Annotated in this window: 15 protein-coding genes; 8 read left to right on the top strand and 7 right to left on the bottom strand. The window is 72.8% G+C overall.

Features of this window, described 5'->3' with window-relative positions:
* Complete coding sequence (gene gnd, locus GSY65_RS31915; RefSeq protein ID WP_159775068.1) at positions 1–882, top strand: phosphogluconate dehydrogenase (NAD(+)-dependent, decarboxylating); 882 nt, start codon at positions 1–3, stop codon at positions 880–882.
* A 389-nt stretch (positions 883–1,271) separates the two neighbouring features.
* On the opposite strand, the gene GSY65_RS31910 is transcribed toward gnd, so the two are convergent.
* Together GSY65_RS31910 and GSY65_RS31905 are read right to left on the bottom strand one after the other, a co-directional pair.
* Entirely contained in the window at positions 1,272–3,062 is a 1,791-nt protein-coding gene (locus tag GSY65_RS31910; protein ID WP_159775066.1) for a bifunctional sugar phosphate isomerase/epimerase/4-hydroxyphenylpyruvate dioxygenase family protein, read from the bottom strand.
* A 132-nt stretch (positions 3,063–3,194) separates the two neighbouring features.
* Positions 3,195–4,103, bottom strand: a complete 909-nt coding sequence (locus GSY65_RS31905) for a shikimate dehydrogenase (RefSeq protein WP_159775064.1) — start codon at positions 4,101–4,103, stop codon at positions 3,195–3,197.
* Positions 4,104–4,226: 123 nt separating this feature from the next.
* Between GSY65_RS31905 and GSY65_RS31900 the strand changes: the two genes are divergently transcribed.
* The 3 genes from GSY65_RS31900 to GSY65_RS31890 all read left to right on the top strand — a co-directional run bounded on the left by GSY65_RS31900 (position 4,227) and on the right by GSY65_RS31890 (position 7,239).
* Entirely contained in the window at positions 4,227–4,892 is a 666-nt protein-coding gene (locus tag GSY65_RS31900) for a TetR/AcrR family transcriptional regulator (RefSeq protein WP_159775062.1), read from the top strand.
* 340 nt (positions 4,893–5,232) lie between these two features.
* On the top strand, positions 5,233–6,576 hold the full coding sequence (locus tag GSY65_RS31895) for an MFS transporter (protein ID WP_159775060.1): 1,344 nt from the start codon (positions 5,233–5,235) through the stop codon (positions 6,574–6,576).
* Between the two features lie 147 nt (positions 6,577–6,723).
* The gene (locus GSY65_RS31890; protein ID WP_236580147.1) at positions 6,724–7,239 is read left to right on the top strand and encodes a hypothetical protein; all 516 of its coding nucleotides are present in this window, start codon (positions 6,724–6,726) and stop codon (positions 7,237–7,239) included.
* A 4-nt stretch (positions 7,240–7,243) separates the two neighbouring features.
* On the opposite strand, the gene GSY65_RS31885 is transcribed toward GSY65_RS31890, so the two are convergent.
* Positions 7,244–7,696 (bottom strand): TIGR03618 family F420-dependent PPOX class oxidoreductase, encoded by a 453-nt coding sequence (locus GSY65_RS31885; RefSeq protein WP_159775058.1) that lies wholly within the window; start codon positions 7,694–7,696, stop codon positions 7,244–7,246.
* A gap of 130 nt (positions 7,697–7,826) precedes the next feature.
* On the opposite strand from GSY65_RS31885, the gene GSY65_RS31880 reads away from it, so the two are divergent.
* The 4 genes from GSY65_RS31880 to GSY65_RS31865 are packed head-to-tail and all read left to right on the top strand — an operon-like array spanning position 7,827 to position 10,457.
* Positions 7,827–8,405 carry a TetR/AcrR family transcriptional regulator gene (locus tag GSY65_RS31880; protein ID WP_159775056.1) on the top strand — a complete coding sequence of 193 codons (579 nt, stop codon included), beginning with the start codon at positions 7,827–7,829 and terminating at the stop codon, positions 8,403–8,405.
* Positions 8,402–8,548 (top strand): hypothetical protein, encoded by a 147-nt coding sequence (locus GSY65_RS31875; protein WP_159775054.1) that lies wholly within the window; start codon positions 8,402–8,404, stop codon positions 8,546–8,548. The genes GSY65_RS31880 and GSY65_RS31875 overlap by 4 nt, the downstream gene beginning before the upstream one ends.
* A 22-nt stretch (positions 8,549–8,570) precedes the next feature.
* The gene (locus GSY65_RS31870; protein ID WP_236580146.1) at positions 8,571–9,206 is read left to right on the top strand and encodes an MFS transporter; all 636 of its coding nucleotides are present in this window, start codon (positions 8,571–8,573) and stop codon (positions 9,204–9,206) included.
* A gap of 24 nt (positions 9,207–9,230) precedes the next feature.
* Positions 9,231–10,457: a serine hydrolase domain-containing protein gene (locus GSY65_RS31865; RefSeq protein WP_159775052.1), complete on the top strand. Its 1,227-nt coding sequence runs from the start codon at positions 9,231–9,233 to the stop codon at positions 10,455–10,457.
* 114 nt (positions 10,458–10,571) lie between these two features.
* On the opposite strand, the gene GSY65_RS31860 is transcribed toward GSY65_RS31865, so the two are convergent.
* From GSY65_RS31860 to ribA, 4 genes are all read right to left on the bottom strand, one after another.
* Positions 10,572–11,729 carry a saccharopine dehydrogenase family protein gene (locus GSY65_RS31860; protein WP_159775050.1) on the bottom strand — a complete coding sequence of 386 codons (1,158 nt, stop codon included), beginning with the start codon at positions 11,727–11,729 and terminating at the stop codon, positions 10,572–10,574.
* A 10-nt stretch (positions 11,730–11,739) separates the two neighbouring features.
* Entirely contained in the window at positions 11,740–12,777 is a 1,038-nt protein-coding gene (locus GSY65_RS31855) for a saccharopine dehydrogenase (RefSeq protein WP_159775048.1), read from the bottom strand.
* Positions 12,774–13,919, bottom strand: a complete 1,146-nt coding sequence (locus GSY65_RS31850; protein ID WP_159775046.1) for an NAD(P)/FAD-dependent oxidoreductase — start codon at positions 13,917–13,919, stop codon at positions 12,774–12,776. The genes GSY65_RS31855 and GSY65_RS31850 overlap by 4 nt, the downstream gene beginning before the upstream one ends.
* 233 nt (positions 13,920–14,152) lie before the next feature.
* Positions 14,153–14,812: a GTP cyclohydrolase II gene (gene ribA / locus GSY65_RS31845; RefSeq protein ID WP_159775044.1), complete on the bottom strand. Its 660-nt coding sequence runs from the start codon at positions 14,810–14,812 to the stop codon at positions 14,153–14,155.
* Positions 14,813–14,866 lie beyond the last annotated feature (54 nt).

The following is a 14,866-nucleotide window of genomic DNA, read 5'->3' as shown; positions in this document are numbered from 1 at the left end:
ATGCAGCTCGGTCTCATCGGTCTCGGCAAGATGGGCGGGAACATGCGCGAGCGGATCCGCCGCGCGGGCCACACCGTCATCGGTTACGACCGCAACCCCGATGTCTCCGACGTGGGCAGTCTGGCCGAACTGGTCGAGCGGCTCGACGCGCCGCGCACGGTCTGGGTGATGGTCCCCGCCGGCGGCCCCACCCAGTCCGTCGTGGACGAGTTGGCGGACCTGCTGTCGGCCGGCGACACCGTCGTCGACGGCGGCAACTCCCGCTGGACGGACGACGAGAAGCACGCCGAGCAGCTGGGCGCCAAGGGCATCGGCTTCGTCGACGCGGGCGTCTCGGGCGGTGTGTGGGGCCTGGAGAACGGCTACGCGCTGATGGTCGGCGGCGACAAGGAGCACGTGGACCGTCTCCAGCCGGTCTTCGAGGCGCTCAAGCCGGAGGGGCCGTACGGGTACGTCCACGCGGGCAAGGTCGGCGCCGGGCACTTCTCCAAGATGGTCCACAACGGCATCGAGTACGCCATGATGCAGGCGTACGCCGAGGGCTGGGAGCTGCTGGAGGCCGTCGACTCGGTGACCGACGTCCGTGAGGTGTTCCGGTCCTGGCAGGAGGGGACGGTCATCCGTTCCTGGCTGCTGGACCTCGCGGTCAACGCGCTGGACGCCGACGAGCACCTGGAGAAGCTGCGCGGCTACGCCGAGGACTCCGGGGAGGGCCGGTGGACGGTCGAGGCCGCCGTCGACAACGCGGTACCGCTGCCGGCGATCACCGCGTCCCTGTTCGCCCGCTTCGCGTCCCGCCAGGACGACTCCCCGCAGATGAAGATGGTGGCGGCGCTGCGCAACCAGTTCGGGGGGCACGCGGTGGAGTCGACGAAGGAGTAGCCCGCCGAGGCTGGGGCCGGGGGGCCGGGGGCCGGGGATCTGGTGCGGGTGCGGGTGGGTGGTGACCGGTCGCGCCGACGCGGCGGGGCTGTGTGTGTCACCGTCTCGCGCCCCTGAGGGCCGACGAGGCCCCGGCGCTCGACCCGGTCCTCCGCCCGACGCTCACCGCCGGCCGTCGGTGAGCGGGGAGGCAGCGGCGGCGGTCCTTCAGCGTCGCGAGCCCGCCCGTGTCGGAGCCACGCCACGCGCGTGTGCGGCCGGTCGGAGGGATCGGCTTCATCGTAGGAAGAGCGGGGCAAGCCGCTCGTCGCTCCTCCGGACGATCCCGCGCTGCCTCGTTCGACGGACAGCGGTGGGGTCGGGTGTGCTCCGGTCGTTCACGGTTCGCGTCATCCGACCGAGCGCCGGCCGTGCTGGGCGGCGAGGCGTACGGGGGCGTTCTGGGCGCCGTAGCCCCGGTAGGCGCTGTCGCGTTGGACGAGTTCGAAGAAGACGCGGCCGACGGTCTCGGTGTAGCAGTGGCGGAACGTGCCGTCCGCGTCGCGGTCGTAGAGGATGCCCAGCTCGCGGTACGTCTCCAGCTCGCCGTCGGCGAACTCGAAGCGGGCGGCCAGGTCGTCGTAGTAGTTGGCGGGGACGGCCAGCAGCCGGCCCCCGGCACTGCGGAAGGCGCGGGCCGCGGTCACCACGTCGTCCGTCGCGAGGGCGATGTGCTGGGCGCGGGCGGAGTCGTCCGTGGGGGCCGGGCCGACACTCAGGGCGATCCGGACGCTGCCGTCGGCGTTGCTGACGGGGCGGCTGCGGAACAGGCCGTAGGGGTCGGCGACGTCGACGCTCTCGCGGGCGGGCAGGCCGAGCACGGTCCGGTGGAAGAGGGCCGCCTCGTCGAACTGGTGCCAGGGCTGGGTGAGGGCGAGGTGGTCCACACGGTGGAGGTGGCGGGCGGGCTCCGCGTGCGGCACGGCACGGAAGTCGTCCGTCCAGCTGGGGAGTTCGGGGCGGTCGGTGGCGCAGAAGAAGAGTTCGGTGCCGTCCGGGGCGGCGACCGCGTCGAGAGCGGTGTCCTGCGGGGCGCGGCGGCGGGGCAGCACCGGGGCGAGCAGGGCCTCCGCGCGGCGGGCGGCGCCCGCCGGGTCCGGTGACTCCAGGCCGATCGCGGCGAGCTGGGTGCCGTCGCGGCGGGCCGCCGGGCCGGTGTTGACCAGCACCCGTGCCTCGCCCTGCCGCCACAGGTCCACCGGCTTGCTGCGGTGGCGGGCGGTGCGGGCGAAGCCGAGGGCGCCGAGCAGCGCGGCCACGGGCTCGGCGTCGGGGGTGACGAGTTCGGTGAACGCGACGCCGGTGGGCACCACGGGTTCCGGCAGCGTGGCCAGGCCCGCCGCCTCCTGGAGCATCAGCAGGGAGCGGTGGGCGTCGACGGCGGTGGGGCCCGCCTCGGCCTGCCGGAACACGTCGTTGAAGACCTCCAGGGACAGCGGGCCCCGGTATCCGGCCGCCCGCACGTGCCGGACGAGGCCCGCGAGGTCGAAGCCGCCCTGGCCGGGGAAGCAGCGGTAGTGGCGGCTCCACTGGAGCACGTCCATCGCCATCAGCGGGGCGTCGGCCAGCTGCAGGAAGAAGATCTTCTCGCCGGGGATGTCCTCGATGCCCTTGGGGTCGGAGCCCCGGGCGAGGATGTGGAAGCTGTCGAGGCAGGTGCCGAGCGCGGGGTGGTCGGCCGCCTCGACGATGCGCCAGGCGTGGTCGTACGTGCTGACGTGCCGCCCCCAGGCCAGCGCCTCGTACGCGACGCGGATCCCGAAGTCCTGGGCGAGGCCGGCGAGCCGGTGGAGCTGCCCGGCGGCGAGGGCGTCGTCGTCCTCGGCGAGCGGGTGGACGCTGGAGCACACCAGGACCGTGTCGGCGCCCAGCCGCCGCATCAGCTCGAACTTGTGCCGGGCCCGCCGCAGGTTCTGTTCGAACACGTCCGCGGGCACGGCCTCGATGTCCCGCATCGGCTGGTACAGGTCGATGCCCAGTCCCAGGTCCGCGCACCGGGCCCGGATCTCCTCCGGGGAGAGCGGGCTGGCCAGCAGGTCGTTCTCGAAGATCTCCACCCCGTCGAACCCGGCCCGCGCGGCGGCCGTGAGCTTCTCGGTGAGGGACCCGCTGAGGGAGACGGTGGCGATGGCTGTGCGCATGGTGGTGCTCCTTCGATTCCAACTGTGCTGCCCACGACCGAGGGCTGGCGGCTGTGCTGCCGACAACCGGGGGCTGGCGGCTGTGCTGCCGACGACCGGGGCCGTCAGCGCGGGGGCGCGTCCACGGGACCCTCAGCGCGCGGCACCCGCGGCACCCGCGGCACCGGCCAGCTCGGCGATGTCGGCCAGCATCCGGGGCGCGTCCGCCTCCCTCCCCGTGAACAGGCGGAACGCGTCCGCCGCCTGGAACGCCGCCATCCCTCCCCCGTCCAAGGTGGCGCACCCGAGCGCGCGGGCCGTGCGCAGCAGCTCCGTCTCCAGCGGGCGGTACACCACCTCGGCCACCCACAGACCGGGGTGCAGCAGCTCCGCGGCGAAGGGGAGCCCGGGGTGCGCGGCCATCCCGGTCGGTGTCGCGTGCACCACCCCGTCGGCCCCGTCGAGCAGCGCGGGCAGCGCGTCCGGGGTCGCGGAGGCCGCGCGGCCCGCCCCGAAGTGCCGTTCGAGGGAGGTGGCGAGGCCGGCCGCGCGGTCGGGCATCGCGTCGACGACGGTGACGTGCTCGGCGCCGAGGGTGAGCGTGGCGTGGGCGACGGCCGCGCCGGCGCCGCCGGCGCCCAGCTGCACCACCCTCTCCAGCGGGACGTCGGGCAGACCGCGGGCGAAGGACGCGGCGAAACCGGTGACGTCCGTGTTGTGGCCGACGGCCCGGCCGTCCTCGAAGACCACGGTGTTGACGGCGCCGAGCGCGGCGGCCTGCGGCGCGAGCGCGTCGAGGTGCCCGAGGACCAGCTGCTTGCAGGGGTGGGTGATGTTCAGCCCGTCGAAGCCCAGGTCCCGGGCGGCGCGCACCAGGTCGCCCACCGCCTCGGGGCCGACCCCGACGCGGTCGATGTCGATCAGCCGGTACAGGTACCGCAGCCCCTGCCGGTCCGCCTCCCGCTCGTGCAGCGCGGGGCTGAGCGAGGGCCCGATGCCGGAGCCGACGAGGCCGACGAGATACGAGTCACGCGTGGGGACGGGATTCGAGACCTGGGGCACAGCGGGGCCTCCTGAGCGGCTCACTAATGTACGAACTAGTACGTTAGTCATAGCAGCCCCGCCCGCTCGGGGGAAGCCCTCTTCTACAATCGCGGTCACTGGCCCCTTGCCCGAAGGAACGCGATGACCAGCGTCGAAGAACCGGCACGACCGAACGGGCGCATCCGTGACGCCGCCCGCACCAAGGCCGAGATCCTCGACGTCGCGACCAGGGAGTTCGCCCGCTCCGGTTTCGCGGGGGCCCGGGTCGACGAGATCGCCGCCCGCACCCGCACCACCAAGCGGATGATCTACTACTACTTCGGTGGCAAGGAGCAGTTGTTCACCGCCGTGCTGGAGCGGGCGTACTCCGTGATCCGGCAGGCGGAACAGGAGCTGGACGTCGAGCACCTGGACCCGGTCGCCGCCATCCGGCGCCTGGCCGAGGTCACCTTCGACCACCACGAGCGGCACCCGGACTTCATCCGTCTGGTCAGCATCGAGAACATCCACGAGGCCGAGCACATCGCCGCCTCCGAGAAGCTGGGCAGGATCGGCTCGCCGGCACTGGAGGTGATCCGCCGCATCCTGGAGTCCGGACAGCGGTCCGGCCTGTTCACGGCCGACGTCGACGCCGTCGACCTGCACGCGATGATCAGCGCCTTCTGCTTCTTCCGGGTCTCCAACCGGCACACCTTCGGCGCCCTCTTCGGCCGGGACCTGGTCGCCCCCGATCAGCGCGAGCACTACCGCAAGATGCTCGGCGACATGGTGATCGCGTACCTGACGGCGGACCGCGCGACGGACTGACGACGGACTGACGACGGACGGACGACGGGCCGACCGCGGACCGCGCGGCGGGACCGACGGCGGACCGAAGGCGGCTCCCCGGCCCGCCCCGGGTCGGGAGGTTCGTTCCGCATCACCCCTTGACACCCGGGAAACGTCGGCGCAACATCCGTAGCCAACCGCTACTAACTATCCAGTGCGTTCATTAGCCGGGTCGCACCCGGCACGGCCGCCCCAGCACCCCCGGGTACCCGGCTCCCCTCCCCCGCCTCGCATCACCCTGCCCGGCCCAGTCTTGCCCTGCTTCGCCTTCCTCCGCTTCACTCCCTCCCATGGGGGAGATCCCTCGAAGGAGCACGCCGTGTCCGTCCCCGCCGCACCTCCCGGCCAGCCCAGGAAGGCCGCCACGGCCGCCTGGATCGGCAGCGCCCTGGAGTACTACGACTTCTTCATCTACGGCAGCGCCGCCGCCCTGATCTTCCCGACGGTCTTCTTCGACGAGTCCGACCCGGCGACCGCGACCCTGCTGTCCCTGGCCACCTTCGGTGTCGCCTACGCGGCACGGCCGGTCGGCGCGCTCTTCCTCGGTCACTTCGGCGACCGGCTGGGCCGCAAGAAGATCATGGTCTTCACGCTGATCCTGATGGGGCTGTCGACGTTCCTCATCGGCTGTCTGCCCACCCGCGACCAGGTCGGCACGCTCGCCCCGGTCCTGCTGGTGATCTGCCGCGTCCTCCAGGGCATCTCGGCGGCCGGCGAACAGGCCAGCGCCAACTCCATGACGCTGGAACACGCACCGGAGGACCGGCGCGGCTTCTTCACCAGCTTCACCCTGAGCGGGACCCAGGGCGGCCAGCTGCTCGCGACCCTCGTCTTCATCCCGATCGCCGCGCTCCCCGAGGACCAGCTGCTCTCCTGGGGCTGGCGCGTCCCGTTCTGGATGAGCATCGCGGTCGCCGTCGTCGGCTACGTCATCCGCCGCACGCTGGACGAGACCCCGGAGTTCACGCGGCAGCAGACCGCCTCCGAGGGGGTGGCGAAGCTGCCGCTCGCCGTGCTGCTGCGCGAGCACTGGGCGGACGTGCTGCGGGTGATCGCGGGCGCGCTGGTCGCCTCGGTCTCGACGATCTTCACCGTGTGGGCGCTGGCGTACGGCACCAGCGAGTCGGTGGGCCTGTCGCGGTCCTCGATGCTGTGGGTGGGCGCGCTGGCGAACCTGGTGGCGCTCGCCGCGATCCCGCTGTGGGCCACGCTCTCCGACCGTGTCGGCCGCCGGCCGGTGTTCCTGATCGGCGCGGCCGGCAGCGCGGTGATGATGTTCGTCTACCTGTGGGCGATCTCCACCGGCTCCTACCCGCTGGTCCTCGTCCTCGGCATTGTCGCCTTCGGTGTGGTCTACAGCGCCGCGAACGGCATCTGGCCCTCGTTCTACGGCGAGATGTTCTCCACCAAGGTCCGGCTGTCCGGCATGGCCATCGGCACCCAGATCGGCTTCGCCGTCGCCGGTTTCGCCGTCACGTTCGCCGCGCAGATCGCCGGCCCCGACGGGGACGACTGGTTCGCGGTGGCCCTGTTCACCGCGGCCCTGTGTGTGCCGCCGGTGCTCGCGGCCCTCACCGCCCGCGAGACGCACAAGGTCCCGACCGAACTGCTCGGCGTCCGCGCGGCCGACGCCACGCACGACCGGGAGCGGGTCGCGGCCTGACCTCCCCTCCTCCCCCGATGGCGGGCCCCGGGCACCGGTGGTGTTCGGGGCCCCGCGCGTGGGCACCCCGCCGCAGAGGTCCGCGCAGGCCGGGGGGATGATGGCGCCGGCACCGCGCCGAGGCGGGGCCGGCCCGGAGGGTGGAGGATGCAGGCAGAGCAGTCCCGCAAGGGAGCGCTGGTCGGCGTGATGATCGGGGTGGGGTGCCTGCTGCTGGCCCCGGTGCTGCTGGTCGTCGGGGCCGTCACGCTGATGCTGCTGGGGCGGGCGCTGAATCCGCTCCCGGTCCCGGACGGCGAGGCGCTCCTGCTGGCGGACGGGCAGCTCGTCGGCACGTGGCGCGACGACGCCGGCGGCCGGCTGGTGCTGCGCGAGAACGGGACGTTCACCTCGGACGGGGTGTGCGGCGACTTCCTCGGCGACGACCTCGCGCCCACCGCGGCGCCGGACCCCGGCAGCGGTAGGTGGGAGCACCGTGAGTCGGAGGAGACCGAGACCGGCTCACCCGTGTCGGCGGTCCGCCTCACCTTCGCGCCCGGCGAGGTCTGGACGCAGTACGAGGCGCGGGGGACGCCCGGGAAGGCCGTCCTGTGGATGTTCATCGGCGACCCCGACTCGGGGAACGTGTGCGTGCTCGACAGGGCCGCCGGGGCCGCCGGATGACACCTCAGCGTCTCGGGACGCCGTAGGCGCGCTCCACCCGCAGCCGCAGCACGAGCCGGCGGTCGCGGACCATCGCCGCGCGGTAGTCGTCCCAGTCGGGGTGCTCGCCCCGCATGTCGCGGTACAGCCGGACCAGTTCCTCGACGGTCTCGTCGTAGGGGTCCTCGGCCACCGGGGTGAGGTCGGCCGTGCCCTCGACAACCGTGTACGCCCAGCGGTCGGCGCTGGTCACGTGGTACGAGACGCGGGGATCGCGGCGCATGTTGCGGGTCTTGGCGCGCTCGTCGGTGACCGAGACCCGGATCGTGCGCTCGTCGGGGTAGTAGGCGTGGTTGACGTTCGACAGCTGCGGGCGGCCGTCCGTCTTGAGGGTGACGAGCACCCCGCCGTCGAGCTCGGAGACCAAGCCGAGCAGGGCGTTCTGGACGGCGTCCTTGTCATATGTGTCCGAGGTCATGAAAGGTCAACGCGCCGGCGGTGGTCCACGATTCCCCGTCCTGCCGCTAGCGCCGTCCCGTCATCACCGGTAGACACTGTCCACCCCCTTGCGGTAGACAGTGTCTACTCCCTTGTGGTAGACACTGTCCATGACAGAACGGGGCGCCGGGCTCAGGGCCCGACTGGTGGACGTGGGCGTCGAGCTGGTGACGACCGAGGGCGTGCAGGCGCTGTCGTTGCGGGAGATCGCGCGGCGGGCGGGGGTGTCCCACGGGGCGCCGCGCCGGTACTTCCCGACGCATCTGGAGCTGCTGTCGGCCATCGCGCGCCGGGGCTTCGAGGACCTCGCGGCCAGGGGGGCCGCGACCCTCGGCGACGGCACCGGGAGCCCGCGGCGGCAGGTGGCGACGCTGGGCCGGGTGTACCTCGACTTCGCGCTCACCCACCGGGGCATGCACGAGCTGATGTTCCGTCACGACCTGCTGGAGAGCGACACGTTGGGGCTGCGCGACGCCAGTCTCCCGGTGTTCGGCCTGCTCGTGGACCTCGTCGGCCGGGCCCGGCCGGACGTCGACGCCCGGCTCGTCGCCGGGGCGCTCCTGGCGAACCTGTACGGCATCGCCCAGCTGTGGACCTGGGGCAGCCTCCAGCTCACCACGGGGGCCGACGACGTCACCCCCCTGCTGGACGCGGCCCTCGACGCGCACCTCGGACGTGAGGACCGGTGACCCTGGCGGACCGGGAGGCCGACGCGGACCCGCGGCGGGCCGTGTCCGTGCCGCACCGCCGGCTGACGCTCGCGAACAGCGTGCTCGGCGCGGTGATCGTCGCCCTCGACGGGACCGTGCTGACGATCGCTCGTACGGCATGAACGGCGGGAGCCGGACCCGCTGTTGCCGCCCGCCGTGCTCGGCTCGGCGACGGCGGGCGCGGCACTCGGGGTGCTGGTGACCGCGTCGGCGGCGATGATGGGCGCGCTGTTCGTCGGCAGCCACCTGCTGCAGGACGTGCTCGGCATGGACCCGCTGCGTACCAGTCTGGTCGCGTTGCCCGGCGGCCTGATGATGATCGTCGGCGCCCCGCTCTCGGCGGTGCTGCTGCGCCGGTGGGGCGCCCGCACGACGGCCCTGACCGGGACGCTGCTGCTCACCGCCGGGGTGCTGGTGCTGTCGGGGGTGGGCCCGGACTCCCCCACGGCGGTGATCGGCGGCGGCTTCCTGCTCCTGGGCGGCGGATTCGGCGCGGTGATGGTGACGGCCACCACGGTCGTCGTCCGGGACGCACCACCGGAGTCGGCGGGGGTGGTGGGCGGGCTCCAGCAGACCGCGATGAACATCGGGCCGACGCTCGGCGTGGCCGCCGCGGCCACGCTGCTGCCGCTCGCCGCAGGACCCGCGTTCTGGCTGCCGGCCGGTCTGTCGGCGCTGGGTGCGCCACTTGCCGGACGAATGCCCCGACCCGCCCGTGCCCCGAGGGATGGATCGCGATCAGTACGGAACGATGAAGAAAAGGACGTCTGTGAGCCGTGACCGGGCCACCGGAGGAGAAACACCATGGAACGACTGCGCCGACAGAGCGAGCCGCGTGAGGCCGGCCTCGACCCGAAAACCCTGGCCCGCCTCGACGAGTACCTGGGCCGTCAGGTCGATGACGGCCGGCTGCCGGGCTATCTGCTCTCCGTCGCCCGGCACGGCCGCGTCGCCCACCTCACGACGTACGGCCGGCGCGACGTGGACGCGGGGCTGCCCGTCGAGACGGACACGCTGTGGCGGATCTACTCGATGACGAAGCCGGTCACGTCGGTGGCCGCGCTGATACTGGTCGAGGAGGGGCGGCTGTCCCTCTCGGACCCGGTCTCCCGCCATCTGCCGGAGTTCGCCGAGCCTCTGGTGTACGAGTCGGGCGAGGGCGCCGGCCTCCGGACCCGGCCGGCGCGCCGGCCGATCCTCGTCAGGCACCTGATGACCCACACCGCGGGCCTGACGTTCGGCTTCTACTACGACCACCCGGTGGACGCGCTCTACCGGGACGCGGGGCTGGAGCACTCGGTCCGGCCGGGCGCCGACCTCGCCCGGACCTGCGCGGAGTACGCGCGGCTGCCGCTGCAGTTCGAGCCGGGCGCGCAGTGGAACTACTCCGTCGCCAGCAACGTCCTCGGCCGGATCGTCGAGGTGGTGTCGGGGCAGGACCTCGACGTGTTCTTCGCCGAGCGGATCCTCGGCCCGCTGGGGATGACCGACGCGGGCTTCCAGGTCTCCCCCGAACAGGCCGGGAGACTGGCCCAGCTGTACGGCGAGCAGGAGGACGGCTCGATCGCCACGGTGCCGGGGCTGCCACTGCACGGCCGGCCCCGCTTCCTGTCCGGCAGCGGCGGCATGGTCGCCACCGCCCGTGACTACCACCGCTTCGCGGAGTTCCTGCGTCGCCGCGGCGAACTCGACGGAGTCCGCCTGCTGACCGCCGAGTCCGTCGACATGATGACCTCCAACCAGCTGCCGGGCGGCGTCGACATCCACACCTACGGCAGCCGCTTCCACCAGCAGCCGGGCAACGTGGGCGTCGGCTTCGGCCTCGGCGTCTCCGTCGTCATCGACCCCGAGGCCACCGAGACCCCCTCCTCCCTCGGCACCTTCGGCTGGACCGGCGCCGCCACCACCGTCTTCTGGGTGGACCCCCGCCGGGACCTGACCGTGCAGTTCATGACCCAGGTACGGCGCCGCTCGTCGTTCTCGGTCTACCCCGACCTGAAACGGCTGGTCCACGAGGCCGTGGTGGACTGAGCCACGCTCTCCGCCGCCGCACGCGCATCCCGACCGTCACAGTGATGGACAGCCATCACTGGGCGGCCTCCTGCTCCACCCACGGGGGCGGTCCCGACACCGCCCCCGCCCCCTTCAGTTCCGCACCCGCACCGTGAACTCCACCCCGTCCCGCTCCAGTTCCGTGAGCCATCTCCCGGAGCGTTCCGCCGTCTCGGCCGCGCGGAGGAGGCCCGGGGGCAGGGAGCCGTCGAGGATGTGGGTGACGCCGAGGGCCAGGGGGCGGGAGACGCACCGGGCCATGGCGCTCTCCTCCGCCGTGCCGGTCAGGTCGAGGAGGCAGCGGCCCGACCAGCGGTCGCCGGAAGCGGCGTCGACGTCGAGGGCGACGGCCAGGACCACACGGTCCCGGTCGGCCTCCGCCATCGGGTGCCGCGCGGCGAGTTCACCGGCCAGCTCGGCGATGCGCCGGTCGTCGTCGCGTTCGAGTTCCGCGAAGACCGGGGCCCACGCGGCGAGCCAGCCGGCGAGGCGCAGCGTGCCCCGGACGAAGGTGCGTGGTTCCCAGGCCGGCGGGAGGCCGTACTGGGCGACGAAGGGCACGCTGTCGCGGTTGGGGTAGGCCTCGAAGGTCTCGCCGTCGACGACATGCGGGCGGGTCGCCCGCCAGGGGCGCTCGGCCGTCGTCTCCGTACCGTCCTCGATGTAGCGGGCCGGTGCGCGCAGGGCGTTGAGGACTCCGGCGGGAGCCCAGCTGAAGCGGTACCGGAAGTCGTTCGGCACGGCCGGAACGCCGCCGCAGTACGAGGTCAGTGTGTACGAGGCGGCCGTGTCGGGCCCGATCGCGGCGGTCGCACGGGCGATCAGGCCGTGGGCGAAGAGGTGGTCGATGCCCGGGTCCAGACCCGCCTCGGTGAGGACGGTGACGCCCGCCGCCCCGGCCGCCGGCGCCAGGTCCCGGACCGCGTCGGAGACGTAGCTGGAGCAGGCGAAGTGCGCCCGCGCCCCGACGCACGCCCCGAGCAGCGGCGCGTGCTCCGGGGCCGGGAGCATGGAGACGACCACGTCGCCGGGGGCCAGTTCGGCCGCGAGCGCCGCGGGGGTGTACGCGCGGGGCTCGGCGCGGCCCGTGAGGCCGAGGGCGGCCAGGGCCCCCTCGGCGCGCTCCTCGGTGCGGTGCCACAGCCGGACGCGGGCGGCGGTGTCGCACAGCTTCGCCAGGCCGCTGCCCGTGGAGAGGCCGGCACCGACCCAGTGGACGGTGCCGCTCGCGGGGACCGCGTCATCAGCCATCCGGCAACTCCTATGTCGTCAGACCCAGTTCGTGGGACGCCAGGCGGAACCGGTCCAGGCAGCGGCCCCACGCGCCCCCCGTGCCGAGGTCCAGCAGCTGCGGCAGCAGCGCGGCGGAGAAGTCGGTGCTCGCCTCGCGGGGCAGCAGGGAGGGCAGGTTGTCGATCGCGATCAGGTCGAGGGGCGGGTGCTCGCGGAGCCGACGCACCGGATGGTCCCAGCCGGTGGTGGTGTCGTAGACCGGCAGGACGTTCATGGGCGAGCCGACGTCGACGGTGACGTCGGCGAGGGTGCGCAGCCGGCGGTCCGGTGCGTCGAGGTCCTTGTCCGTGAGGAACGGCGGCACCGGGCTCGTCGTCAGCACGGTGTTGACCATCAGGTCATGGGCGAGCAGGGCGCCCTTGTCGAGGTCGCGGGTCTCGGCGACGTCCCAGCAGGTGGGTTCGATCCCGGCCTCGTCCAGCGCGGCCCGCGCACCGCTCCCGCTGCGGCCCAGGGCGCCGATCACCAGCGCGGTCAGGTCGCCCTCGGAGGCGCGCAGCCGGGCCTCCATCTCCTCCTTGGCCATGGGCACGAGCGGCGTCTGCAGACCGCCCCGGTGGTGCAGCACCGCGAGGGCCGCGCCGAGATAGCCGGCCCAGAAGCCGAACGCGGCCAGCCTGCGCCCCTGCTCGTCCACCAGGTACTCCAGGTCCAGCAGCGCCCCGCCCCCGGCGGCGAACCTCCGCAGCAGGGCCTCGGCGCCGGGCTGGCCCTTGTAGGCGTGCCCGAAGAAGACGTGCCGGTGGGTGAGTTCGGCGGGCTCGTCGGGGAGTTCCTTGAGACCGACGATCACCGCGTCGGAGAGGGCCTGCGGCCAGCGACCCGGCTCGGTGACCTCGCAGCCCGCCTCCTCGTACGCCTCCGTCGGGAAGATCCGCTGCGGGGAGTCCTCGACGGTGATCCGTGCGCCGCTCTCGACGAGCCGCCGGGCGTCGGACGGGACGACCGGGGTGCGGCGTTCGGTGGTACGGGTCTCGTGGCGGAGCCACAAGTGGCGATCGGTCATACGAGGTTGGCCTCCGGGCGCAACGCGTCGGCCGTGAAGCGGTCGACGCTCAAGGGGCTGATGTCGACGAAGGGTACGCGGCCCAGATACAGGTCGCGGACCACCTCGCCGACCGCCGGCCCCTGGAGGAAGCCGTGGCCGGAGAAACCGGTCGCGTAGAGGAAGCGGGAGCATGAACCGGCTTCGCCGATGAGGGCGTTGTGGTCCGGGGTGATCTCGTACAGGCCCGCCCAGCCGCCCGTGCGGCGCAGGTCGAGCAGGGCGGGCGCCCGGTGTTCCATGGCAGCGCAGAGGCGGGGGATCCAGCGGTCGTGGGTGTCGGTGGCGAAGCCGGGCCGTTCGTCGGGGTCGGACATGCCGACGAGGAGGCCGGGGCCCTCGGTGTGGAAGTAGAGGCTGCTGGTGAAGTCGATGGTCATGGGCAGGTCGGGCGGCAGGTCCGGCACCGGTTCGGTGACCGCGATCTGCCGGCGCAGCGGCTCCACCGGCAGGTCCACGCCGACCATGGCCCCGATGGACCGGGACCAGGCGCCGGCCGCGCACACGACGGTGTCGGTGACGATGCGGCCCTTGCCGGTGACCACCGCGGTGATGGTGTCCCGCCAGGTCTCGATGCCGAGGACCTCGCAGTTGCGCAGGACGGTCGCGCCGTGGCGGCGGGCACCCGCCGCGTAGCCGTGCACCACGGACTCGGGGGTGCAGTGCCCGTCGTCGGGCGAGAACGCGGCGGCGAGCAGCCCGTCGGTGCTGATCAGCGGGGAGAGCCGCCGGGCCTCCGCGGGGTCGATCAGGCGGCTGGGCACTCCCAGGTCGTTCTGCAGCCGTACGCCGGCCTCGAACTGGGCGACCTCGTCGGGCGTCGACAGCAGGAAGAGGTAGCCGACCCGGCGGAGGCCGATGTCGTGGCCCAGGTCCTGTCCGAACCGGTCGAACGCCTCCAGGCTGCGGGCGCCGAGCTGGATGTTCAGTTCGTCGGAGAACTGCGCGCGTACACCGCCGGCGGCCCGTGCGGTGGAGCCGGAGGCGAGTTCGTCCCGTTCGACGAGGACGACGTCGTCCACTCCCGCGGCGGCGAGATGGTAGGCGATGCTCGTGCCGATGACACCGCCGCCTATGACGACGACCCGTGCGCTGCGGATCACGTACGCGGCTCCCTTCGTCCGGTCGTGGTCGGTTCACCCGACGGAGTCAGGTCTTCCACCACAGGCGAACGTTCATGCGGTACCGCAGCGGAGTCGGCGCGGGGGCGTGGGGGCGCGCCGTGCGATCCGGCCCGCCGGAACGTTACGGCGGGCGCGGCGGCCGATGTCGGAGGATCCGGTGACGGCCGCCGCGCGACCCCGTGCGACGTGCGGGAGCGTGCGTGGTACGGCGCTCAGGAGGAGTGGACCACCGCGTCCAGGTGGGGCAGGTAGTGGTCCAGCCGCTCGCGCTTGGTGCGCAGGTAGGTGATGTTGTCCTCGCAGGGCGTGATCAGCAGGGGCACCTGCTCGGAGACCTGGATGCCGTGGCGCAGCAGCGCCTCCCGCTTGCGCGGGTTGTTCGACATCAGCCGCACGGACCGTACGCCGAGGTCGTGCAGCATCTCGGCAGCCACCCGGTAGTCGCGGGCGTCCACCGGCAGACCGAGGGCGAGGTTCGCCTCGACGGTGTCCAGGCCCTCGGCCTGGAGCTTCATCGCCTGGAGCTTGGCGAGCAGCCCGATGCCGCGCCCCTCGTGGCCGCGCAGGTAGACGAGGACGCCCCGGCCCTCGGTGACGATGGCACGCAGCGCGCTGTCGAGCTGCTCCCCGCATTCGCAGTGCTGGGAGCCGAACGCGTCACCGGTCAGGCACTCGGAGTGCAGTCGGACGAGTATGTTCTCGCCGCCGCTGATGTCGCCGTACACCAGCGCCACTTGTTCCTCGCCGCGATCCTGGTCGAGATAACCTACGGCCTCGAAGTCGCCGTACGTCGTGGGAAGTGGTGCGTTGACCACGCGGACGGCACCGGAGGACTGGGCGTGGGCGCCGAGTACGCCAACATTTTCTGTCATGATCTGGTTCCTATCTGGTGAGTCCTGACGTCATGCGAAAATGACGGAGCATCA

It is taken from the genome of Streptomyces sp. HM190, from assembly GCF_009857135.1.
Lineage (GTDB): Bacteria > Actinomycetota > Actinomycetes > Streptomycetales > Streptomycetaceae > Streptomyces > Streptomyces heilongjiangensis.
Note: the sequence above shows the minus strand (reverse complement) of the source record. Positions and strands in the feature narration are given on the sequence as shown.

Coding starts and splice junctions, on each gene's coding strand:
- GSY65_RS31880 (WP_159775056.1), top strand. CDS start 7,827: ATGACAGAACGGGGCGCCGGGCTCAGGGCCCGACTGGTGGACGTGGGC.
- GSY65_RS31865 (WP_159775052.1), top strand. CDS start 9,231: ATGGAACGACTGCGCCGACAGAGCGAGCCGCGTGAGGCCGGCCTCGAC.
- GSY65_RS31860 (WP_159775050.1), bottom strand. CDS start 11,729: ATGGCTGATGACGCGGTCCCCGCGAGCGGCACCGTCCACTGGGTCGGT.
- GSY65_RS31910 (WP_159775066.1), bottom strand. CDS start 3,062: ATGCGCACAGCCATCGCCACCGTCTCCCTCAGCGGGTCCCTCACCGAG.
- GSY65_RS31900 (WP_159775062.1), top strand. CDS start 4,227: ATGACCAGCGTCGAAGAACCGGCACGACCGAACGGGCGCATCCGTGAC.
- gnd (WP_159775068.1), top strand. CDS start 1: ATGCAGCTCGGTCTCATCGGTCTCGGCAAGATGGGCGGGAACATGCGC.
- GSY65_RS31885 (WP_159775058.1), bottom strand. CDS start 7,696: ATGACCTCGGACACATATGACAAGGACGCCGTCCAGAACGCCCTGCTC.
- GSY65_RS31890 (WP_236580147.1), top strand. CDS start 6,724: ATGCAGGCAGAGCAGTCCCGCAAGGGAGCGCTGGTCGGCGTGATGATC.
- ribA (WP_159775044.1), bottom strand. CDS start 14,812: ATGACAGAAAATGTTGGCGTACTCGGCGCCCACGCCCAGTCCTCCGGT.
- GSY65_RS31855 (WP_159775048.1), bottom strand. CDS start 12,777: ATGACCGATCGCCACTTGTGGCTCCGCCACGAGACCCGTACCACCGAA.